Genomic DNA, 21,439 nt, shown 5'->3' with positions numbered 1-21,439 from the left:
ACTCACATGCTTTTTGCTTTCGTCTGCAAGGATAAGCCCGGCTATCTCAACGTCCGCATGGACACACGCCCCGCCCATGTCGACCACCTCAACGCGCTCAACGAAGCCGGCACGCTGAAGATGGCGGGTCCGTTTCTCGATGCCGAGGGCAAGCCCAACGGCAGCCTGGTGATCGTCGAGGCCGAGAGCATCGAGGCCGCCATCGCGATCGCCGACAGCGACCCCTACACCAAGGCGGGCCTGTTCGAGAGCGTCGAGGTGAAGCCCTTCAACTGGGTCTTCAACAAGCCGGAGGCGTAAGCAAGTGGCGCACTGGCTTTACAAATCCGAACCGTCGGCCTGGTCCTGGGAGCAGCAGAAGGCGGCGGGCGAAAAGGGCACGGAGTGGACCGGCGTTCGCAACTATCTGGCGCGCAACAACATGCGTGCGATGCAGATCGGCGACAAGGGCTTCTTCTACCACTCCAATGACGGGCTGGAGATCGTCGGCATCGTCGAGGTCTGCGCGCTGTCGCATCCCGATTCCACCGCCAAGGGCGACCCCAAGTGGGACTGTGTCGATATCCGCGCCGTCCGCGATATGCCGAAGCCGGTGACGCTGAAGGATGTGAAGGCGAGCGAGAAGTTGTCGAAGATGTCGCTGGTGACGTCGATGCGGCTTTCCGTGCAGCCGGTGACCGACGAGGAATGGCTTGAGGTCTGCCGCATGGGCGGCCTCGACAACCCGCCGCGCTGATCCCACGTGAAGACCGACCCCGCGTTCTTCATCCGCGACAATACCAGCCCGATGACGCCGCCGCATGTGCCTGAAATCAGGCTCCATCTGGCGACGGAAGCGCATGAGCTGTGGCTGAAGACGGAAGAGGAGCTCGCCGAGATCGGCCTGCCGCCGCCGTTCTGGGCTTTCGCCTGGGCAGGCGGGCAGGGGCTGGCGCGCTATGTGCTCGATCATCCCGAGACTGTCTTGGGCAAGCGCGTCGTCGATTTCGCCAGCGGCTCCGGGCTGGTGGCGATCGCGGCGAGAATGGCGGGCGCAATCCAGGTGCTCGCCGCCGATATCGATCCGTGGACGGCGACCGCCTTGGCGCTCAATGCCGATCTGAACGGGGTCGAGATCGGTTTCACCGGCGAGAACTTGATCGGTGGCGATATCGACGCCGATGTGCTCTTGGCCGGCGACGTGTTCTATGATCGCGACTTCGCGACGGCGCTGGTGCCGTGGTTCGAGCGGCTGGCGGCATCAGGTGTGACCGTACTCGTCGGCGATCCCGGGCGGGCCTATTTGCCGAAGGAGAGGCTTGTCGCCTGTGCTGCCTACGAGGTGCCGGTGACGCGGGCGCTCGAGGACAGCGAGGTCAAGAAGACCACGGTCTGGCGCTTCGACGGCTGATGACCGCTATCAGGGGCGGATGACGCAGACGCCCTGTTCGTAGGAGCAGGCGCTGGTCTTTTCCGTGACCTCGATGACCTTGGCTCTAGGTGCGAGTTGCTCGCGCCGCGCTTCGTAACCGCCATAGCCGCTGCCGACGACATAGGTGCCGCCTTCGGCGCCATAGGCGTAGGACGATCCGGCATAGATGCTGCCGTAGTTGCCCGTCTGTTGCGGCTGGACGACGAGGACGACGTTGGCACGGCTGTCGCCGGCGCGGGTGTAGGCGGGCGAGACGCGCTTCAGGACCGGATTGCGCCAGCGGTGGTGATTGCCGAAGCCGTTATATCCCTGGGCGAGGCGGATACGGGAATCGCTCCAGCCGGGATTGGGACGGAAAACCGGCGAACCGTGGTTGCCCGAATGGATGCCACCGTGATGGCGGGGGAAGGGCCGGGCGCCGAAATCGCCTGCCATGGCGGGCAGCGCAACCAGCGCCGCCAGCGACAGGGATACGAGTTTCGAGATGGTCTTTACCATGGCCTTTGGTCTCCGGAAACCGAATGCTTAACAAAGCGTTAACGCAAAAATGCGCCAAAAGCGCCGGCTTGTCCATCGAAGCTTGAAAAATCATCCGGAAGGGGTAGCGAAGTGGAGGGCGATGCTCATCTTTTTCGACGCGTCAAGACGCAAATCGATTAAATTCCCAAGCCACTGCAATTATACTTGTCGTTAGGGGTTTCCGTGATTAAACGTCCCCATTGATGCAACGCACACAGATAATTTTGTCATTCGTGTGGTTGGCTTGAATGCTCCGACATTCGGGAGCGAAGAGAAGACGCCGCGAGGTTCTGATGGCGAACACGACAAGTAATCGGCCCCTGTCGCCGCATTTGCAAATCTACAAACTAATCCCCACCATGGTCATGTCGATCGTCCACCGCATCACCGGCGGCGCGCTCTACTTCGGCACCGTGCTGGTCGCCTGGTGGCTGATCGCGGCCGCGACCGGACAGGGCGCCTACGACTGGGCCAACTGGGTGCTCGGCAGCATCATCGGCAAGCTTGTCCTGCTCGGCTACACCTGGGCGCTGATCCATCACATGCTCGGCGGCTTCCGCCACTTCATGTGGGACCTGGGTCATGGCTTCGGGAAGGAATTCTCCACCAAGCTCGCCATCGCAAACGTCATCGCCTCGCTCTGTCTGACCGTCCTGGTCTGGGTGATCGGCTTCGCCATTCGCTTCTGAAGGTTGCTTTCATGGATATGCGTACCCCTCTGGGTAAGGTTCGCGGCCTCGGTTCGGCCAAGGAAGGCACGGATCATTTCTGGCGCCAGCGCGTGACGGCGGTCGCAAACGTACCGCTGTTTCTCTTCTTCATCATCTTCATGATCGTCCATGCCGGCCAGCCCTACGCCGAGGTCGTTCACGCCCTGTCGAATCCGTTCGTCGCGGTGATCATGGGGCTGATGGTCATCTCCGGCGTCATTCACATGAAGCTCGGCATGCAGGTCATCATCGAGGACTACGTGCACGGCGAAGTCGCCAAGCTCGGCCTTTTGATGCTGAACAGCTTCTTTTCGATCTTCATGGCGGGGCTCTGTCTGTTCGCCATCCTGAAGATCGCGTTCGTAGGATAATTGATATCATGGCTTCGAATTCATCCGCTCAGAATGGGCCCGCCCAGAACGGGAAAGCCTACAAGTACGTCGACCACTCCTATGACGTGATCGTCGTCGGCGCCGGCGGCGCCGGTCTGCGCGCCACGCTCGGCATGGCCGAGCAGGGTTTCAAGACGGCCTGCATCACCAAGGTATTCCCGACCCGCTCGCACACCGTCGCCGCCCAGGGCGGCATCGCGGCCTCGCTGCGCAACATGACGCCCGACAGCTGGCAGTGGCACCTCTACGACACCGTCAAGGGCTCCGACTGGCTCGGCGACGTCGACGCCATGCAGTATCTGACCATGGAAGCGCCGAAGGCGGTCTATGAGCTCGAGCACTATGGCGTTCCCTTCTCGCGTAACGAAGAAGGCAAGATCTACCAGCGGCCGTTCGGCGGCCACATGCAGAACTATGGCGAAGGTCCGCCGGTGCAGCGCACCTGCGCCGTGGCCGACCGTACCGGTCACGCCATCCTGCACACGCTCTATGGCCAATCGCTCAGAAACAACGCCGAATTCTTCATCGAGTATTTCGCGCTCGACCTGATCATGTCGGATGACGGCAGCCGCTGCACCGGCGTCGTTGCCTGGAACCTCGACGACGGCACGATCCATCGTTTCGCCGCCAAGATGGTAGTGCTGGCGACCGGCGGTTATGGTCGCGCCTATTTCTCGGCGACTTCGGCCCATACCTGCACCGGCGACGGCGGCGGCATGGTAGCGCGCGCCGGTCTGCCCTTGCAGGACATGGAATTCGTGCAGTTCCACCCGACCGGCATCTACGGCTCCGGCTGTCTGATCACCGAAGGTGCGCGCGGCGAAGGCGGATACCTCGTCAATTCCGAGGGCGAGCGGTTCATGGAACGCTACGCGCCGTCGGCCAAGGACCTTGCCTCGCGCGACGTCGTCTCGCGCTGCATGACGCTCGAGATCCGGGAAGGTCGCGGCGTCGGCAAGAACAAGGACCATATCTTCCTGCATCTCGACCATCTCGATCCGGCCGTGCTGCACGAGCGCCTGCCGGGGATTTCCGAGAGCGCCAAGATCTTTGCCGGCGTCGACGTGACGCGAGAGCCGATCCCGGTTCTGCCGACCGTTCACTACAACATGGGCGGCATTCCGACGAACTACTGGGGCGAGGTGCTGAACGCCGACAGCTCCAACCCTGAAAGAATCATTCCTGGCCTGATGGCCGTCGGCGAAGCCGGTTGCGCCTCGGTGCACGGCGCCAACCGCCTCGGCTCCAACTCGCTGATCGACCTCGTGGTCTTCGGCCGCGCAGCCGCCATCCGCGCCGGTGAGGTGATCGACCGCAACGAGCCGATCCCGCATCTGAACGTCGCTGCCTGCGACAAGATCATGGATCGCTTCGACGGCCTGCGTCACGCCTCCGGCAGCACGCCGACGGCCAATCTTCGCGAGAAGATGCAGCGCGCCATGCAGGAAGACGCCGCCGTGTTCCGCACGCAGGAATCGCTGGAATCGGGCTGCAAGCGCATCTCGGCCATCTGGCAGGAAATGCGCGACATCAAGGTCACCGACCGCTCGATGATCTGGAACTCGGATCTTGTCGAAACTCTGGAACTGCAGAACCTGATGGCCAACGCCATCACGACGATCTACGGCGCCGAAGCGCGCAAGGAGAGCCGTGGTTCGCACGCCCGCGAGGACTACACGGAAGGCGCATTCGCCGGCCGCGACGACGTCAACTGGCGCAAGCATACGCTGGCCTGGGTCAACGATGCCGGCGACGTCAAGCTCGACTACCGCCCTGTGCATACCGAGCTCATCGCAGAGGGCATCGATCCGCAGAAGATCGCGCCCAAGGCGCGTGTGTACTGATGAGGATTGTGAGAGAATAGAGGAAAGGTCGTCACCGGAGGCACTGTCATGGGTGAGATGCGTATCAGGATCGCGGACGAAGAGCTGCTGACGCGTATTTCCGATCGGGCGCGGCTCAACAACCGCTCCGTCGAGGAAGAGGTGGAGGCGCTGCTGCAGGCAGCGGTTCCGGCTCGGCCTCGACGCGACGACCTCCCGGCGATTGCTGCCAGAATTCGAGCTATGACGCCGAAAGGCGTCGAGCAGACGAGTGCTGTCGAGATGCTGCGAGAGGATCGAAATCGTTGATCTACGTCGTCGATGCATCGGCTGCGATCGCATGGTTCGTGCCGGAGCCGGAACATGTTGACGCCGATTTTCTGCTTGGCAGTTCGGTACGGAGGGTCGCTCCGGATCTGATCTTCGCAGAGGTCGCCAATGTCCTGCAGCGCAAGGTGCGGCTTGGGCAGATTACGCCTCAACAAGCCGTGGACGGACTGACGACACTGGATCACAGCATCGACGTCGTTCTGCCGTCTCAGGCTCTAGTCAAGTCAGGTTTCGCTCTGTCCCGCAAGCTCGACCACTCCGTCTATGACTGCATGTATCTCGCGGCAACACTATCGACGGATGACAGCTTTCTCGTGACGTCAGACGTCAAATTTCTAACCAAGGCACATGCTGCCGGCGAGGGTGGCCGGATACGGACCCTTGAAGCGGCGCATGCGTTGTTCGTTTCTGAACAGGAAAACAAAAATGGTTGAACTCGCACTCCCCAAGAACTCCCAGATCCGCGAAGGCAAGACCTGGCCGAAGCCCGCGGGCGCGACCAATACGCGCGAATTCCGCGTCTATCGCTGGAGCCCTGACGATGGCCAGAACCCGTCGATCGACACGTTCTACATCGATGTCGACGATTGCGGGCCGATGGTGCTCGACGGTCTGCTCTACATCAAGAACAAGATCGACCCGACGCTGACGCTGCGCCGTTCCTGTCGCGAGGGCATCTGCGGTTCCTGCGCGATGAACATCGACGGCACGAATACGCTCGCCTGCACCAAGGGTCTCGACGACATCAAGGGTTCGGTGAAGATCTATCCGCTGCCGCACATGCCTGTGGTCAAGGACCTGGTGCCTGATCTCACAAACTTCTACGCCCAGCACCGCTCGATCGAGCCCTGGCTGAAGACGGTGTCGCCGACGCCGGCCAAGGAGTGGAAGCAGAGCCATGACGACCGCCAGAAGCTTGACGGCCTCTACGAGTGCATCCTGTGCGCCTGCTGCTCGACCTCCTGTCCGAGCTACTGGTGGAACGGCGACCGTTACCTCGGCCCGGCCGTGCTGCTGCAGGCCTATCGCTGGCTGATCGATAGCCGCGACGAAGCGACCGGCGAACGCCTCGACAATCTCGAGGATCCGTTCCGCCTCTATCGCTGCCACACGATCATGAACTGCGCGCAGACCTGCCCCAAGGGGCTGAACCCTGCCAAGGCGATCGCCGAAATCAAGAAGATGATGGTCGAGCGCCGGGTCTAAGGCGTTTCATCCAGGGCGGCCCGCCTCAGGGCCGCTTCAATGCCGCCATCAGAGCGGAATGCGGCTTTCACGATTTCGAGATCAGAGAATCTGCCGTCGATCACCTTGCTGACAAATTCTATCTTCAGGAAGTTCTCGGCCAAGCCGGTTGAATTGCGGCTGTTCGGGCCTAGCTCAGTCCCGGGCAATTCGCGGGATGTGCCGGCTTGATTAACCAAAGTGAAATACGTTAACTCGAAAATAAGTCTAATCACTATTTTCATACGACAAATGCGGACATTCGGGAGCATTCAGATGCAATTGCGATATGCGATGACAGGTGTGGCGGTCGTGCTGTCACTCGCCGGTTGCCAGCGGACGGCGTATAACGATGCGAGCTACAGTTCGGCTTCGGCACCGGCGCCGCTGACGGCCCAGCCGGTTCCGTCGGTTCAGGGCGGGCAGCTGCCGCCGCCGTCGGGTGCCTCGCAGTTCCCGGCCGCGCCGACCACCGGCGCACCGATGGCCGGCCAGGGTGGCGCCATGGCGGCCAATGGTGGCCTCGACGTGACCAAGGAGTCGCTGGTCGGCAGCTGGCGGGTCAACGGCTCCTGCGACATGTTCCTGACGCTCACCAACCTCGGCAGCGGATCGCGCGGCGGCACGCGCGGCTGCGTCGGCGAGTTGACGGCCATGCGCTCCTGGGAAGTCTCGGGCAAGCAGGTGGTCCTCAAGGACGTCAACGGCGACCAGGTCGGAAGCGTCTACAAGACCGCCGACAATGCCTTTAGCGGCCAGACCAAGTCCGGGCAGCCGATCGCGCTCAGCCGGTAAGCGAGCCGGCGGCTCGCTCCGCCGATCTTTTTCAGGCGGATATCCCAGATGCAACCGATGCCAGACTACAGCTTGAGCGTCAGCGAACAATTGAAGTCGCTGACGGCCTCGGGCTCGCTTCAACTTGATTCCGCCCAGATGCATGTCGCGAAGTGCCTGGACAGGGTGCTTTCCGACCTCAAGCAGAAGCGCCCGGCGGCGAAATCGAGTGCGCTCGGCTGGCTGTTCGCGGCCAAGAAGAAGCCGTCGGAGAAAGTTCGCGGGCTTTATATCCATGGCAGCGTCGGCCGCGGCAAGACGATGCTGATGGACATGTTCTTCGAGATGGCGCCGTGCACCAAGAAACGGCGGGCGCATTTCCACGAATTCATGACCGACGTGCATAATCGCATCGCGGCGCATCGGCTGAAGCTGAAGAACGGCGAGACGAAGCAGGCGGACCCGATCCCCGTTGTCGGTGCGGCGCTGTATGACGAAGCCGAGCTTCTGTGCTTCGACGAGTTCACTGTCACCGACATCGCCGACGCGATGATCCTGTCGCGGCTGTTTTCCGATCTCTTCGGGCGCGGCTGCATTCTGGTAGCGACGTCGAATGTCGAGCCCGACAATCTCTACAGGGACGGCCTCAATCGCGGCCTGTTCCTGCCGTTCATCGGGCTGCTCAACGCGCACGTCGATACCGTGACGCTGGATTCTCCGACCGACTACCGGATGGAGAAGATCGACAGCCTGCCTGTTTATATCACGCCGCTCGACCGGCATGCCGACATGGCCATGGACGCCGCCTGGAACCAGGCGCTGCATGGGCGCAAGGCGCAGGCGATCGATATCCCGATGAAGGGGCGCTCGATCCATGTGCCGCTTGGCGTCGACCGGCTGGCGCGTTTCACATTCGCCGATCTCTGCGAAAAGCCGCTGGGTGCCGCCGACTTCCTCGCGATCTCGGAACGTTTTGACGCCATATTTGTCGATCATGTTCCCTTGCTCGGACCGGAGAAGCGGAACCAGACGAAGCGTTTCATCATTCTGGTGGACACACTCTACGATCACGCCGTCAGGCTTTATATCTCCGCGGCAGCGATGCCTGAAAATCTTCTGACACAAGCGCGTGGTACGGAAGGTTTCGAATTCGACCGGACGGCCTCGCGGCTGTTCGAAATGCGGAGTGCCGAATATCTCGCGCTGCACCACGACCGAAGGGCCGCAGAGTAACTTTCCGGTAAGAATTTTATTGACGTTTACGTAAGAAATTTATGTTCTAAACGATTGAAATTCCTCAACCAAAAATAATAGGTTGCCATTTTTGGCCTTAAGGTCTATGCGATTGCGGCATTGGGCGAGGCCCCTTCACGCGTCGCCCGACGAATTTTGGTCGCAAAGGAAACACCGAAATGGCGCGTAACAAGATCGCACTCATTGGTTCTGGCATGATTGGTGGCACGCTGGCGCATCTCGCCGGCCTGAAGGAGCTGGGTGACATCGTTCTCTTCGATATCGCCGACGGCATCCCGCAGGGTAAGGGTCTCGACATCGCGCAGTCCTCGCCGGTTGAAGGCTTCGATGCCAACCTCACCGGCGCAAGCGACTACTCCGCGATCGAAGGCGCCGATGTCTGCATCGTCACCGCCGGCGTCGCCCGCAAGCCGGGCATGAGCCGCGACGACCTGCTCGGCATCAACCTCAAGGTCATGGAACAGGTCGGTGCCGGCATCAAGAAGTATGCCCCGAACGCCTTCGTGATCTGCATCACCAACCCGCTCGACGCCATGGTCTGGGCGCTGCAGAAGTTCTCCGGCCTTCCGGCCAACAAGGTCGTCGGCATGGCCGGCGTTCTGGATAGCTCGCGCTTTCGCCTGTTCCTTTCCAAGGAATTCAACGTTTCCGTACAGGACGTCACCGCCTTCGTTCTCGGCGGCCACGGCGACACGATGGTGCCGCTCGCCCGCTACTCGACCGTTGCCGGCATTCCGCTCACCGATCTCGTCACCATGGGCTGGGTCACCAAGGAGCGCCTCGAGGAAATCATCCAGCGTACCCGTGATGGCGGTGCCGAAATCGTCGGTCTGCTGAAGACCGGCTCGGCCTACTATGCGCCGGCCGCCTCGGCGATCGAAATGGCAGAATCCTACCTCAAGGACAAGAAGCGCGTCCTGCCTTGCGCAGCGCAGCTCACCGGCCAGTACGGCGTCAAGGACATGTATGTCGGCGTTCCCACCGTCATCGGCGCCGGCGGCGTCGAGCGCATCATCGAGATCGATCTCAATAAGGCCGAAAGAGAAGCATTCGACAAGTCCGTCGGCGCTGTCGCCGGCCTGTGCGAAGCCTGCATCAACATCGCGCCGTCGCTGAAGTAAGCCGGCCGATCGCTGACGCAATCCAAACAGGAACAGATCCATGAACATTCATGAATACCAGGCCAAGGCTCTGCTGAAGGGCTACGGCGCGCCGGTCGCCAAGGGCGTGCCGATCCTCAAGGTCGAGGAAGCCGAAGCCGCCGCCAAGTCGCTCCCGGGCCCGCTTTACGTGGTCAAGAGCCAGATCCACGCCGGCGGCCGCGGCAAGGGCAAGTTCAAGGAACTCGGCCCCGACGCCAAGGGCGGCGTTCGCCTCGCCAAGTCGATCGACGAAGTCGTCGCTCACGCCAAGGAAATGCTCGGCAACACGCTGGTGACGGCGCAGACGGGCGAAGCCGGCAAGCAGGTCAACCGCCTCTACATCGAAGACGGCGCCGACATCGATCGCGAACTCTATTGCTCGCTGCTGGTCGATCGTTCGGTCGGTCAGGTTGCCTTCGTGGTTTCGACCGAAGGCGGCATGGACATCGAAGCCGTTGCCCATGACACGCCTGAGAAGATCCACACGATCGCCATCAACCCGGAAGCCGGTGTAACGGCTGATGACGTCGCCAAGATCGTCAAGGCTCTGGAACTCTCCGGCGCTGCCGCCGAAGACGCCAAGTCGCTGTTCCCGGCGCTCTACAAGGCGTTCGGCGAAAAGGACATGGCGCTTCTCGAAGTCAACCCGCTGATCGTCATGAAGGACGGCCACCTGCGCGTTCTCGACGCCAAGATGTCCTTCGACGGCAACGCGCTGTTCCGCCATGACGACGTCAAGGCGCTGCGCGACGAGACCGAAGAAGACGCCAAGGAAATCGAAGCCTCCAAGTGGGACCTCGCCTATGTCGCTCTCGACGGCAACATCGGCTGCATGGTCAACGGCGCCGGTCTCGCCATGGCGACGATGGACATCATCAAGCTGTACGGCAAGGAGCCGGCAAACTTCTGCGACGTCGGCGGCGGCGCCGGCAAGGAGAAGGTCGCGGCTGCGTTCAAGATCATCACGGCCGACCCGAAGGTCGAGGGCATCCTCGTCAACATCTTCGGCGGCATCATGAAGTGCGACGTCATCGCCGAAGGCGTTGTCGCAGCGGTTCAGGAAGTCGGTCTCAAGGTTCCGCTCGTCGTTCGCCTCGAAGGCACCAATGTCGAGCTCGGCAAGAAGATCCTCAACGAATCCGGTCTCGCGATCACGGCAGCTGACGATCTCGACGATGCCGCCAAGAAGATCGTCGCGGCGATCAACGCCTAATTTGGGGACCTGATAGATGTCTATTCTCGTAAACAAGAATACCAAGGTTCTCGTTCAGGGCCTGACCGGCAAGACCGGCACCTTCCACACCGAACAGGCGCTCGCCTACTACGGCACGCAGATGGTCGGCGGTATCCATCCGAAGAAGGGTGGCGAAACCTGGACCGGCTCGAAGGGCGAAAGCCTGCCGATCTTCGCAACCGTCGCCGAGGCCAAGGAACGCACCGGTGCCGACGCTTCGGTCATCTACGTTCCGCCGGCTGGCGCAGCCGATGCGATCATCGAGGCGATCGACGCCGAGATCCCGTTCATCACCTGCATCACCGAGGGTATCCCGGTCATGGACATGGTTCGCGTCAAGGCTCGCCTCGACCGCTCCAAGTCGCGACTGCTTGGGCCCAACTGCCCGGGTATCCTGACGCCGGAAGAATGCAAGATCGGCATCATGCCGGGCTCGATCTTCCGCAGGGGTTCGGTCGGCATCGTTTCGCGCTCCGGCACGCTGACCTACGAAGCCGTGTTCCAGACGTCGAACGAAGGCCTCGGCCAGACGACGGCTGTCGGTATCGGCGGCGATCCGGTCAAGGGCACCGAGTTCATCGACGTGCTCGAGATGTTCCTGGCCGACGAAGCCACGACGTCGATCATCATGATCGGCGAAATCGGCGGCTCGGCTGAAGAAGACGCAGCCCAGTTCCTGATCGACGAAGCCAAGAAGGGCCGCAAGAAGCCGATGGCCGGCTTCATCGCGGGCCGTACGGCTCCGAAGGGTCGCACCATGGGCCACGCTGGCGCGGTCGTTTCCGGCGGCAAGGGCGATGCGGAATCGAAGATCGCTGCCATGGAAGCAGCTGGCATCAAGGTGTCGCCTTCGCCGGCACGCCTCGGCACGACGCTGGTTGAAGTCCTCAAGGGCTGAGCCAATCTATATACCCGGGCAGGATAAAATTCCTGCCCGGTTTCGACCAAGACACGAGTAGGCCGCGGACAGGCGGCAAGACAGATGCGGCAGCCGGTCGATGGGATCGGCAAAAAACACAAAGTCAGGAGGCGGGCGGAAGCGTCCGCGTATCACCATGGCACGGCAAGAAGCCAACGAGCAGTTTCAGATCACCTCGTTCCTGGATGGCGCCAACGCTGCTTACATCGAGCAGCTCTATGCGCGCTATGAGGACGACCCGGCATCGGTCAACGAAGAATGGCGTGCCTTCTTCAAGGCGCTGGAAGACAATCCTGATGATGTGAAGCGGGCTGCCAAGGGCGCATCCTGGCGCAAGAAGAACTGGCCGCTGCAGGCCAGCGGCGATCTCGTCTCGGCGCTCGACGGCGACTGGGGCATCATCGAAAAGGTCGTCGAAACCAAGGTCAAGGCCAAGGCTGAAGCAGCCGGCAAGCCGGCCGACGGCGCAGACATCCTGCAGGCGACGCGCGACAGCGTGCGCGCCATCATGATGATCCGCGCCTACCGGATGCGCGGCCATCTGCACGCCAAGCTCGATCCGCTCGGCATCGCCGCTCCTGTTGAAGATTACCACGAGTTGGCGCCTGAAAATTACGGCTTCACCGCTGCCGACTACGACCGCAAGATCTTCATCGACAACGTGCTCGGGCTGGAATACGCGACCGTGCGCGAAATGATCGAGATTCTCGAGCGCACCTATTGCTCGACGATCGGCGTCGAGTTCATGCACATTTCGAACCCCGAGGAAAAGGCCTGGATCCAGGAACGGATCGAAGGTCCTGATAAGGGTGTGGCCTTTACCGCCGAGGGCAAGAAGGCAATTCTGTCGAAGATCATCGAAGCCGAAGGCTACGAGCAGTTCCTCGACGTCAAGTTCAAGGGCACGAAGCGCTTCGGCCTCGACGGCGGTGAATCGCTGATCCCGGCGCTCGAACAGATCCTGAAGCGCGGCGGCCATCTCGGCCTCAAGGAAGCCGTATTCGGCATGGCCCACCGCGGCCGCCTCAACGTGCTCTCCCAGGTCATGGGCAAGCCGCACCGCGCCATCTTCCACGAATTCAAGGGCGGTTCCTACGCGCCTGACGAAGTCGAAGGTTCCGGCGACGTGAAGTACCACCTCGGCGCATCGTCGGACCGCGAGTTCGACGGCAACAAGGTTCACGTGTCGCTGACGGCCAACCCGTCGCACCTTGAAATCGTCGACCCCGTCGTCATGGGCAAGGCCCGCGCCAAGCAGGACATGAGCGCCACCGTTTGGGACGGCGACATCATTCCGCTGTCGGAACGCGCAAAGGTTCTGCCGCTTCTGATCCACGGCGACGCCGCGTTCGCCGGCCAGGGCGTGATCGCCGAAATCCTTGGCCTTTCCGGTCTTCGCGGCCACCGCGTCGCCGGCACGATGCACGTCATCATCAACAACCAGATCGGCTTCACCACGAACCCGGCCTTCTCGCGTTCGTCGCCTTATCCGTCCGACGTCGCCAAGATGATCGAGGCGCCGATCCTGCACGTCAACGGCGACGATCCGGAAGCGGTCGTCTACGGCGCCAAGGTTGCCATGGAATTTCGCATGAAGTTCCACAAGCCTGTCGTGCTCGACATGTTCTGCTACCGTCGCTACGGCCACAACGAAGGCGACGAACCGTCCTTCACGCAGCCGAAGATGTACAAGGTCATCCGCAGCCACAAGAGCGTTCTGCAGCTCTACAGCGAGCGTCTCGTTGCCGAGGGCGTGCTCAGCGAAGGCGAAGTGGAGAAGATGAAGGCCGACTGGCGTGCGCATCTCGAGCAGGAGTTCGAGGCCGGCCAGCACTACAAGCCGAACAAGGCCGACTGGCTTGACGGCGAGTGGTCGGGCCTGCGCACGGCCGACAATGCCGACGAGCAGCGTCGCGGCAAGACCGCCGTGCCGATGAAGCAGCTGAAGGAAATCGGCCGCAAGCTTTCGGAGATCCCCGAAGGCTTCCACGCGCACCGTACCATTCAGCGCTTCATGGAAAACCGTTCGAACATGATTTCGACGGGCGAAGGTATCGACTGGGCGACGGCGGAAGCGCTGGCGTTCGGCGGTCTCGTCACCGAAGGCCACAAGATCCGCCTTTCCGGCCAGGATTGCGAGCGCGGTACATTCTCGCAGCGTCACTCGGTGCTCTACGATCAGGAAACCGAAGAGCGCTATATACCGCTCGCCAATCTTGCGCCCAACCAGGCGCGCTATGAGGTCATCAACTCGATGCTCTCGGAAGAAGCCGTTCTTGGCTTCGAATACGGCTACTCGCTGGCCCGCCCGAACGCGCTGACGCTCTGGGAAGCCCAGTTCGGCGACTTCGCCAACGGTGCGCAGGTCGTGTTCGACCAGTTCATCTCGTCTGGCGAACGCAAGTGGCTGCGCATGTCGGGCCTCGTCTGCCTGCTGCCGCACGGCTATGAAGGCCAGGGTCCGGAACACTCGTCGGCCCGCCTCGAGCGCTTCCTGCAGCTTTGCGCGGAAGACAACATGCAGGTCGCCAACGTCACGACGCCGGCGAACTACTTCCACATCCTGCGCCGCCAGGTGAAGCGCGACTTCCGCAAGCCGCTGATCCTGATGACGCCGAAGTCGCTGCTGCGCCACAAGCGCGCCGTATCGGGCCTGGCCGAAATGGCCGGCGAGACCTCGTTCCACCGTCTGCTCTGGGACGATGCCGAGGTCATCAAGGACGGCCCGATCAAGCTGCAGAAGGACGCCAAGATCCGCCGCGTCGTGCTCTGCACCGGCAAGGTCTATTATGACCTGCTGGAAGAGCGCGAAAAGCGCGGGATCGACGATGTCTACCTGCTGCGCGTCGAACAGCTCTACCCGTTCCCGGCCAAGGCGCTCATCAACGAGCTCTCGCGCTTCCGCAACGCGGAAATGGTCTGGTGCCAGGAAGAGCCGAAGAACATGGGTGCATGGTCGTTCATCGACCCGTATCTCGAATGGGTGCTTGCCCATATCGATGCGAAGTACCAGCGCGTTCGCTACACCGGACGTCCGGCCGCGGCATCGCCCGCAACCGGCCTGATGTCCAAGCATCTGGCACAGCTCGCCGCGTTCCTCGAGGACGCGCTCGGCGGCTAACGAGAATGAGATCGGGGAGGGAGCGCGCCGCGTTTCCTCTCCGCATTAATTCATATCGGCCGTCTGCGCCGCGACGCCGTCCCATATCACAAAGATCAAAATTCAGGATTTGAACAATGGCCACAGAAATCCGCGTTCCAACTCTCGGTGAATCCGTCAGCGAGGCAACCGTCGGCACCTGGTTCAAGAAGGTCGGCGATGTCATCAAGGCCGACGAGCCGCTGGTGGAGCTTGAAACCGACAAGGTGACCATCGAAGTTCCGGCACCGGCTGCCGGCGTACTTTCCGAAATCGTCGCGCAGGCTGGCGAAACCGTCGGTCTCGACGCGCTGCTCGGCCAGATCGCCGCCGGCGCCGGTGCCGCTGCCGCCGCTCCGGCCGCAGCTGCCGCTCCCGCCAAGGCCGCCGAGCCGGCTCCGGCCGCTGCCGCGCCGGTTGCCGCTGCCGCTTCCTCGATGCCGCCGGCACCGGCTGCTTCGAAGATGCTCGCTGAAAACAACCTTTCGGCCGATCAGGTCGATGGCTCCGGCAAGCGTGGCCAGGTCCTGAAGGGCGACGTGATCGCCGCCGTCGCCAAGGGCATCGCGGCTCCTGCCGCTGCTGCTCCGGCAGCCCCTGCCGCCGCACGCGGCCCGTCGACGGTCGAGGATGCCGGCCGCGAAGAGCGCGTGAAGATGACGCGCCTGCGCCAGACCATCGCCAAGCGCCTCAAGGATGCGCAGAACACCGCCGCCATGCTCACCACCTACAACGAGGTGGACATGAGCGCCGTGATGGCGCTGCGCGCCAAATACAAGGACGTGTTCGAGAAGAAGCACGGCGTCAAGCTCGGCTTCATGGGCTTCTTCACCAAGGCCGTCACCCACGCGCTGAAGGAACTGCCCGCCGTCAACGCCGAAATCGACGGCACCGACATCATCTACAAGAACTACTGCCACGTGGGGATGGCCGTCGGCACCGACAAGGGCCTGGTCGTTCCGATCATCCGCGATGCCGACCAGATGTCGATCGCCGAGATCGAAAAGGACCTCGGCCGCCTCGCCAAGTCGGCGCGTGATGGTTCGCTCTCGATGGCTGACATGCAGGGCGGCACCTTCACCATCACCAATGGCGGTGTCTACGGTTCGCTGATGTCCTCGCCGATCCTGAATGCGCCGCAATCGGGCATTCTCGGCATGCACAAGATCCAGGATCGTCCTGTCGTCGTCGGCGGCCAGATCGTCATCCGTCCGATGATGTATCTCGCGCTCTCCTACGACCACCGTATCGTCGACGGCAAGGAAGCGGTTACCTTCCTCGTTCGCGTCAAGGAAAGCCTGGAAGATCCGGAACGCCTCGTTCTCGATCTCTAAGAGACCGACAGGGCCGCGCGAGCGGCCCTTTTCGCCTCAGCACCGGAACACCTGATGTCGCTGGAACTTGCCTACCTGCTCTGGAGCGCCGCGCTCGCCTTCGCCTACATGATGGCGCAGGCGGCGGCCTATCGCATGCAGAGCGGCGTGAAGGAGGCGAATTCGACGCGCGACCATGAGCCTGAGCCGAATGTGCTCACAGGCCGTGCGACGCGGGCGCTGAGGAATTTCCAGGAAACCTATCCCATATTCATCGCGCTTGCCGTGGTCACCGTCGCTTCCGGCCGTTCCGACAGCCTGACCCACTGGGGTGCAGCGCTGTGGTTCTGGGCGCGCGTCGCCTATCTGCCTGCCTATCTGATCGGGCTCAGCCCCTACCGCTCATGGATCTGGTCGGTGTCGGCGATCGGGCTGGTGCTGATGTTCTCAGGCATCGTGTGGTGAGGGGATGATGCGTAAGCTTTCTGTTGCCATCGCCCCCTTCGTTTTCGCCGCGCTTTGCGGCCAGCCGCTGCTGGCGGCCGAGTGCAAGCAGGGCAGTGCGGTCTATGCCGATCGCGACGGCGCCTATGAGCTGCGCTTCTCGCCGCTCAATTCCGAAGCGGCGGCCGCGAGCAACCAGTTCAAGATCAAGGTGCTGAAGACATCGATGGTGCTCGACGGCTACGTCATGCCGTCGGAGGAACCGGATCGTTCGATCGGGATGATCATGTTCAATTGCCCCGGCGGCGACGTGACCGGCGACGATCTCAATGCCTGTACCATCTGGCAGGGCATGGTCTACGGCGTCGATGCCAAGGGCGAGATGAACAACCTGGAGCCGGAAGCAGGTGCCGCGGCAGACAAGATCGTGCTGCCCGGCATCGGACCGGCCATTCGCGCCTCGTCGATCTGGGGCAAGGGCAAGGCATCGGTCGCGCCCTGGGATGTGCTCGACTTCAAGGAATGTGCGTCATGAGTGACCAACCCGTTCTTCTCGTCACCGGCGGCAGCCGCGGCATTGGCGCCGCGATCAGCCTGCTGGCGGCGTCGAAAGGCTGGCACGTCGCCGTCAACTACGCCTCCAACAAGCAGGCGGCGGACGAGGTCGTGGCGAAGATCAAGACCGGCGGCGGTGATGCCATCGCGATCAAGGGCGATGTCGGCGAAGCCTCGGATATCACGCAGATGTTCGAGGCCGTCGACCGCCATTTCGGCCGGCTGGACGGACTTGCCAACAATGCCGGTATCGTCGATGCGCCCGCCCGCGTCGATGAAATGTCGGTCGCGCGCATCGAGCGAATGATGCGCATCAACATTACCGGCTCGATCCTCTGCGCGGCCGAGGCCGTGCGCCGCATGTCGACCCGGCATGGCGGCAAGGGCGGGGCGATCGTCAATATCTCGTCTATGGCCGCAATCCTCGGCTCGCCGTCGCAATATGTCGATTACGCCGCCTCCAAGGCCGCGATCGACACCTTCACCATCGGCCTTGCCCGTGAAGTGGCGACCGAGGGCGTGCGGGTCAATGCCATCAGGCCTGGTGTCATCGACACCGAGATCCATGCTTCCGGCGGCCTGCCTGATCGGGCGCGCCAGATGGCGCCGAGCATTCCGATGCAGCGCGCCGGGACGGCGGAAGAGATCGCCGACGCGGTGCTTTATCTGCTATCCAGGGATGCATCCTATGTGACCGGCGCGATCCTCAATGTAAGCGGCGGCCGATGATCGGGTTCATCATTTCAAGGGCGATATGATCATGCAGTACGTTCTCGAATTTCTCGGCCTGATGGCCGTCTTCTCGATCTTCATCGTCGTGCCGGGCGCCGACTTCGCGGTGATCCTGCGCCAGAGCATCGTGCATGGCCGCCGCGCCGCCATGATGACCGGGCTCGGGATGGGCTTCTCACTGCTGTTCCACATCAGCTACACGATCCTCGGCCTCGGGCTGATCGTGTCGCAGTCGCTGATGCTGTTCGCGATGATCAAGTGGGCGGGTGTCGCCTATCTCGTCTATCTCGGCATCAAGTCGTTTCGCGCGCCGGGCTTCAACGTCAGCGAGATCAATGTAAGCGAAGAGGATCGCAAGCCGATCTCGGCGCTGCGCTGCCTCGGCATGGGCTTCATCACCAATGCGCTGAACCCGAAGCCGGTTCTGTTCTTCCTGTCGCTGTTTTCGACGCTCGTTCATCACGACACGCCCGGCCTCATCCAGTTCAGCTACGGCATCGGCATGGCGACCGCGCTGGTCTTATGGTTCGCCGCCGTCTCCACCTTCTTCACCGTCAAGGCCGTTCGCGATCGTTTCATCGCCAGCGGCAAATGGTTCAACCGCATTACCGGCGCCGCTCTGGTCGGCTTCGGCTTCCGTCTCGCGCTCGCCCGCGCGGCGGACTAGATAAATAACGAAAAGGAAAAGCACCAATGTCCTATGATGTGATCGTTATCGGAACCGGCCCCGGCGGCTATGTCGCTGCCATCAAGGCGGCCCAGCTCGGCCTCAAGGTCGCCGTCGTCGAAAAGCGCGCGACCTTCGGCGGCACCTGCCTCAATGTCGGCTGCATTCCCTCCAAGGCGCTGCTGCATGCGTCGGAAATGTTCCATCAGGCCGGCCACGGCATGGACGCGCTCGGCATCGAGGTGGCTGCACCCAAGCTGAACCTCGACAAGATGCTGGCGCACAAGGATGCGACGGTTAAGGCCAATGTCGACGGCGTCGCCTTCCTGTTCAAGAAGAACAAGATCGACAGCTTCATCGGCACCGGCAAGATCGTCTCGGCTGGCAAGGTCTCGGTTACGGCTGAGGACGGCAAGGTGCAGGAAATCGAAGGCAAGAACATCGTCATCGCCACCGGCTCCGACGTCGCCGGCATCCCGGGCGTGCATGTCGATCTCGACGAGAAGGTCATCATCTCGTCGACCGGCGGCATCGCGCTTGAGAAGGTTCCGGAGACGATGATCGTCGTCGGCGGCGGCGTCATCGGCCTCGAGCTCGGCTCGGTCTGGTCGCGCCTCGGCGCCAAGGTCACGGTCGTCGAATATCTCGACACGATCCTCGGCGGCATGGATGGCGATGTCGCCAAGCAGTTCCAGCGCATGCTCGCCAAGCAGGGCATCGATTTCAACCTCGGCGCCAAGGTCGTCGGCGTCGAAAAGGGCGGCAAGGGCGCGAAGGTCACCTTCGAGCCGGTCAAGGGCGGCGACAAGGTCACGCTCGAAGCCGACGTCGTGCTGGTGGCCACCGGCCGCAAGGCCTACACGGCCGGCCTCGGTCTCGAGGAAGCGGGTGTGACGCTCGACAATCGCGGCCGCGTCGAGATCGACGGTCACTTCAAGACCAACGTCGCCGGCATCTATGCGATCGGCGACGTGGTGAAGGGCCCGATGCTGGCGCACAAGGCTGAAGACGAGGGCGTGGCGTTGGCCGAGATCCTCGCCGGTCAGCACGGCCATGTGAACTACGACGTGATCCCGAGCGTCGTCTACACGCAGCCCGAAGTCGCTTCCGTCGGCAAGACCGAGGAAGAGCTGAAGGCTGCAGGCGTCGCCTACAAGGTCGGCAAGTTCCCGTTCACGGCCAATGGCCGTGCACGGGCGATGCTGGCGACGGATGGTTTCGTGAAGATCCTCTCGGACAAGACCACCGACCGCGTCCTCGGCGGCCACATCGTCGGCTTCGGCGCCGGCGAAATGATCCACGAGATCGCCGTCCTGATGGAATTCGGCGGCTCCGCCGAGGACCTCGGCCGCACCTGCCACGCGCACCCGACGATGTCGGAAGCGGTGAAGGAAGCCGCGCTGGCCGCGTTCTTCAAGCCGATCCATATGTAAGGCTTTGCCATAAGCTTCGAAGGGGCCGCGGTTCGAGAGGACCGCGGCCTTTTCGTTTGGCTAATCCTCGCGCGGTTTGCTCTTTGTCGTAAGACCCCTCCCCAACCCCTCCCCACAAGGGGGAGGGGCTTCCGGGCGGCAATCGCTCGGCAGAACTTTGCTCTCTCAACTGATGCAAGGGTAAAAGCGGCGCTCGGCGTCGCCACAAACTAGCCCCTCCCCCTTGTGGGGAGGGGTTGGGGAGGGGACTTTTGCGGCAAGCGTGGAGCTTGGTCCGTGGCAGCCCTCAATTCACCGCCGTCACCGTAAAGCCCTGCTTGCGCAGAAGCTCGATCACTCCACCCTCACCGGGCAGATGCAGCGCGCCGACGGCCATGAAGACGTTGCCGTTGGCGAGGATCGGTGCAGCGCGTTCGGCCATGATCTTGTTGCGGTCGAGGATGATGCGCTGCTCGAAGGTAGCGTAGTCGCCGTCATCGTTCTCGCCTTCAGGCGATACGGTTTTCAGCATCGGGATGGTCATGCCGATATCGCCGGAAAGATAGAGATCCGTCATGGTTTCCACGACGTCGTTCATCTTCGAACCGAGCTCCAGCGTTTCGATCAGCGATTTCATGTGGAATTCGGTGGGGAGTTCCGCCATGGCCTGCAGCTGTTCGGCAAGGGTCTCGAGGCCCTTGACCTGTTTGCCCTCGGCAACGGCGTCGGTGGCGATCTTCTGGTCGAGGAACTGGACGCCCTTTGCCTTGCGGGCCATCTCGCAGGCGGGCAGCGCCACGACGCTCGATATCATCCAGGGGCGCATGCGCGAGACGGCGGAAAGCGGAATGCCGCGGCTCTTCAGGCCGGCCTTGAGGCGCTGGTACTCGTGCGGCGACAACAGTTTTTCGATGGTGGTGCCGTCGGTGAACATCATCAGGTCGGGCTTCATCAGAAGCGCTGCCGTGGCCTTCTTCTCGTCGATGATCTCGTCGGATTCGATGACGATGGTGTCGGCGCCATCATGAGCGGACTGGGTGCGCGGCGGCAGGTCGAGCACACGCGGGTCGGTCACGTGCATGCTGCCGAGCAGCCAGGACGGCTTGATGCCGGGTTTTTCGATCTTCCAGAAGATGCCCTTGCCGTTCGGCACGGCATCGCCTTCCTTGACGACTTCGGCATAGCGGGCCGGATCGCTCTGCTGGAGGTCGGTAAGGATGTTGCGGCCGGTGCAGCTGGCGTCTTCGGCGGCGCGGGCGGGCGAGATCGAGAACAGCGTGACGATCAGGAGTGCCGCGAGCGCCACGTGGAAGGCGGCGACCAGCCAGAGCACGATATTGCCTGGCGAGGCCGGACCGTGCGGGCCGATGTGAAGGGTGCGGTGGCCGATGGAGATCGTCATGATGGTGTTCCGGTCACGAAAATGGGCGCCTGCATTCTACACG

The 21,439-nt window shown here is 62.3% G+C and carries 24 protein-coding genes; 21 read left to right on the top strand and 3 right to left on the bottom strand.

What is annotated here, in order from left to right:
- Nucleotides 1–6: 6 nt before the first annotated feature.
- From QTL95_RS15505 to QTL95_RS15495, 3 genes are read left to right on the top strand one after another with little or no spacing between them, the layout of a single operon-like run.
- Nucleotides 7–300 carry a YciI-like protein gene (locus QTL95_RS15505; protein ID WP_289720845.1) on the top strand — a complete coding sequence of 98 codons (294 nt, stop codon included), beginning with the start codon at nt 7–9 and terminating at the stop codon, nt 298–300.
- Nucleotides 301–304: 4 nt separating this feature from the next.
- Entirely contained in the window at nt 305–736 is a 432-nt protein-coding gene (locus tag QTL95_RS15500; protein WP_289720844.1) for an EVE domain-containing protein, read from the top strand.
- Nucleotides 737–742: 6 nt separating this feature from the next.
- The gene (locus QTL95_RS15495) at nt 743–1,390 is read left to right on the top strand and encodes a class I SAM-dependent methyltransferase (protein ID WP_289720843.1); all 648 of its coding nucleotides are present in this window, start codon (nt 743–745) and stop codon (nt 1,388–1,390) included.
- A gap of 9 nt (nt 1,391–1,399) precedes the next feature.
- Here QTL95_RS15495 and QTL95_RS15490 read toward each other — a convergent pair whose 3' ends face one another.
- Complete coding sequence (locus QTL95_RS15490; RefSeq protein WP_289720842.1) at nt 1,400–1,909, bottom strand: hypothetical protein; 510 nt, start codon at nt 1,907–1,909, stop codon at nt 1,400–1,402.
- A 314-nt stretch (nt 1,910–2,223) separates the two neighbouring features.
- Here QTL95_RS15490 and sdhC point away from each other — a divergent pair, with 314 nt between their 5' ends.
- From sdhC to QTL95_RS15460, 6 genes are read left to right on the top strand one after another with little or no spacing between them, the layout of a single operon-like run.
- Nucleotides 2,224–2,619 (top strand): succinate dehydrogenase, cytochrome b556 subunit, encoded by a 396-nt coding sequence (gene sdhC / locus QTL95_RS15485; RefSeq protein ID WP_289720841.1) that lies wholly within the window; start codon nt 2,224–2,226, stop codon nt 2,617–2,619.
- An 11-nt stretch (nt 2,620–2,630) separates the two neighbouring features.
- Nucleotides 2,631–3,011 carry a succinate dehydrogenase, hydrophobic membrane anchor protein gene (gene sdhD, locus QTL95_RS15480; protein WP_289720840.1) on the top strand — a complete coding sequence of 127 codons (381 nt, stop codon included), beginning with the start codon at nt 2,631–2,633 and terminating at the stop codon, nt 3,009–3,011.
- Between the two features lie 8 nt (nt 3,012–3,019).
- Entirely contained in the window at nt 3,020–4,876 is a 1,857-nt protein-coding gene (gene sdhA, locus QTL95_RS15475) for a succinate dehydrogenase flavoprotein subunit (protein ID WP_037181985.1), read from the top strand.
- Nucleotides 4,877–4,924: 48 nt separating this feature from the next.
- Nucleotides 4,925–5,164: a hypothetical protein gene (locus QTL95_RS15470; protein ID WP_289720839.1), complete on the top strand. Its 240-nt coding sequence runs from the start codon at nt 4,925–4,927 to the stop codon at nt 5,162–5,164.
- Entirely contained in the window at nt 5,161–5,619 is a 459-nt protein-coding gene (locus tag QTL95_RS15465; protein ID WP_289720838.1) for a type II toxin-antitoxin system VapC family toxin, read from the top strand. The genes QTL95_RS15470 and QTL95_RS15465 overlap by 4 nt, the downstream gene beginning before the upstream one ends.
- Nucleotides 5,612–6,391 (top strand): succinate dehydrogenase iron-sulfur subunit, encoded by a 780-nt coding sequence (locus tag QTL95_RS15460; protein WP_289720837.1) that lies wholly within the window; start codon nt 5,612–5,614, stop codon nt 6,389–6,391. The genes QTL95_RS15465 and QTL95_RS15460 overlap by 8 nt, the downstream gene beginning before the upstream one ends.
- Here the strand turns inward: QTL95_RS15460 and QTL95_RS15455 are convergent.
- A complete protein-coding gene (locus tag QTL95_RS15455) occupies nt 6,388–6,654 on the bottom strand; it encodes a hypothetical protein (protein WP_289720836.1) in 267 nt (88 codons plus the stop codon). The two genes, QTL95_RS15460 and QTL95_RS15455, sit on opposite strands and share 4 nt — an antisense overlap.
- A gap of 31 nt (nt 6,655–6,685) precedes the next feature.
- On the opposite strand from QTL95_RS15455, the gene QTL95_RS15450 reads away from it, so the two are divergent.
- The 12 genes from QTL95_RS15450 (at nt 6,686) to lpdA (ending at nt 20,015) form a co-directional block, all read left to right on the top strand.
- Nucleotides 6,686–7,204, top strand: coding sequence for a protease inhibitor Inh/omp19 family protein (locus tag QTL95_RS15450; RefSeq protein WP_289720835.1), 519 nt, complete (start codon nt 6,686–6,688; stop codon nt 7,202–7,204).
- Between the two features lie 48 nt (nt 7,205–7,252).
- Nucleotides 7,253–8,416, top strand: coding sequence for a cell division protein ZapE (zapE, locus tag QTL95_RS15445; protein WP_289720834.1), 1,164 nt, complete (start codon nt 7,253–7,255; stop codon nt 8,414–8,416).
- Nucleotides 8,417–8,595: 179 nt separating this feature from the next.
- Nucleotides 8,596–9,558, top strand: coding sequence for a malate dehydrogenase (gene mdh, locus QTL95_RS15440; protein WP_037181990.1), 963 nt, complete (start codon nt 8,596–8,598; stop codon nt 9,556–9,558).
- Nucleotides 9,559–9,598: 40 nt separating this feature from the next.
- Nucleotides 9,599–10,792, top strand: a complete 1,194-nt coding sequence (sucC, locus tag QTL95_RS15435; RefSeq protein ID WP_037181991.1) for an ADP-forming succinate--CoA ligase subunit beta — start codon at nt 9,599–9,601, stop codon at nt 10,790–10,792.
- Between the two features lie 16 nt (nt 10,793–10,808).
- Nucleotides 10,809–11,711: a succinate--CoA ligase subunit alpha gene (sucD, locus tag QTL95_RS15430; protein WP_289720833.1), complete on the top strand. Its 903-nt coding sequence runs from the start codon at nt 10,809–10,811 to the stop codon at nt 11,709–11,711.
- A gap of 157 nt (nt 11,712–11,868) precedes the next feature.
- Nucleotides 11,869–14,853, top strand: coding sequence for a 2-oxoglutarate dehydrogenase E1 component (locus QTL95_RS15425; RefSeq protein WP_289720832.1), 2,985 nt, complete (start codon nt 11,869–11,871; stop codon nt 14,851–14,853).
- A 116-nt stretch (nt 14,854–14,969) separates the two neighbouring features.
- Nucleotides 14,970–16,205, top strand: a complete 1,236-nt coding sequence (gene odhB / locus QTL95_RS15420) for a 2-oxoglutarate dehydrogenase complex dihydrolipoyllysine-residue succinyltransferase (protein ID WP_289720831.1) — start codon at nt 14,970–14,972, stop codon at nt 16,203–16,205.
- Nucleotides 16,206–16,259: 54 nt separating this feature from the next.
- A complete protein-coding gene (locus QTL95_RS15415; protein ID WP_289720830.1) occupies nt 16,260–16,649 on the top strand; it encodes an MAPEG family protein in 390 nt (129 codons plus the stop codon).
- Nucleotides 16,650–16,656: 7 nt separating this feature from the next.
- Complete coding sequence (locus QTL95_RS15410) at nt 16,657–17,163, top strand: hypothetical protein (protein WP_289720829.1); 507 nt, start codon at nt 16,657–16,659, stop codon at nt 17,161–17,163.
- A complete protein-coding gene (locus QTL95_RS15405) occupies nt 17,160–17,912 on the top strand; it encodes an SDR family oxidoreductase (protein WP_289720828.1) in 753 nt (250 codons plus the stop codon). The genes QTL95_RS15410 and QTL95_RS15405 overlap by 4 nt, the downstream gene beginning before the upstream one ends.
- A gap of 31 nt (nt 17,913–17,943) precedes the next feature.
- The gene (locus QTL95_RS15400; protein ID WP_289720827.1) at nt 17,944–18,582 is read left to right on the top strand and encodes a LysE family translocator; all 639 of its coding nucleotides are present in this window, start codon (nt 17,944–17,946) and stop codon (nt 18,580–18,582) included.
- A gap of 26 nt (nt 18,583–18,608) precedes the next feature.
- Entirely contained in the window at nt 18,609–20,015 is a 1,407-nt protein-coding gene (gene lpdA / locus QTL95_RS15395; RefSeq protein WP_289720826.1) for a dihydrolipoyl dehydrogenase, read from the top strand.
- Nucleotides 20,016–20,301: 286 nt separating this feature from the next.
- Here the strand turns inward: lpdA and QTL95_RS15390 are convergent, their stop codons facing one another.
- Nucleotides 20,302–21,396, bottom strand: coding sequence for a TraB/GumN family protein (locus tag QTL95_RS15390; RefSeq protein ID WP_289720825.1), 1,095 nt, complete (start codon nt 21,394–21,396; stop codon nt 20,302–20,304).
- Between the last annotated feature and the right edge of the window lie 43 nt (nt 21,397–21,439).

Source organism: Rhizobium sp. S152, from assembly GCF_030380735.1.
In the GTDB taxonomy this organism is placed as follows: domain Bacteria; phylum Pseudomonadota; class Alphaproteobacteria; order Rhizobiales; family Rhizobiaceae; genus Rhizobium.
This window is presented reverse-complemented; position numbering and strand designations above follow the sequence as displayed.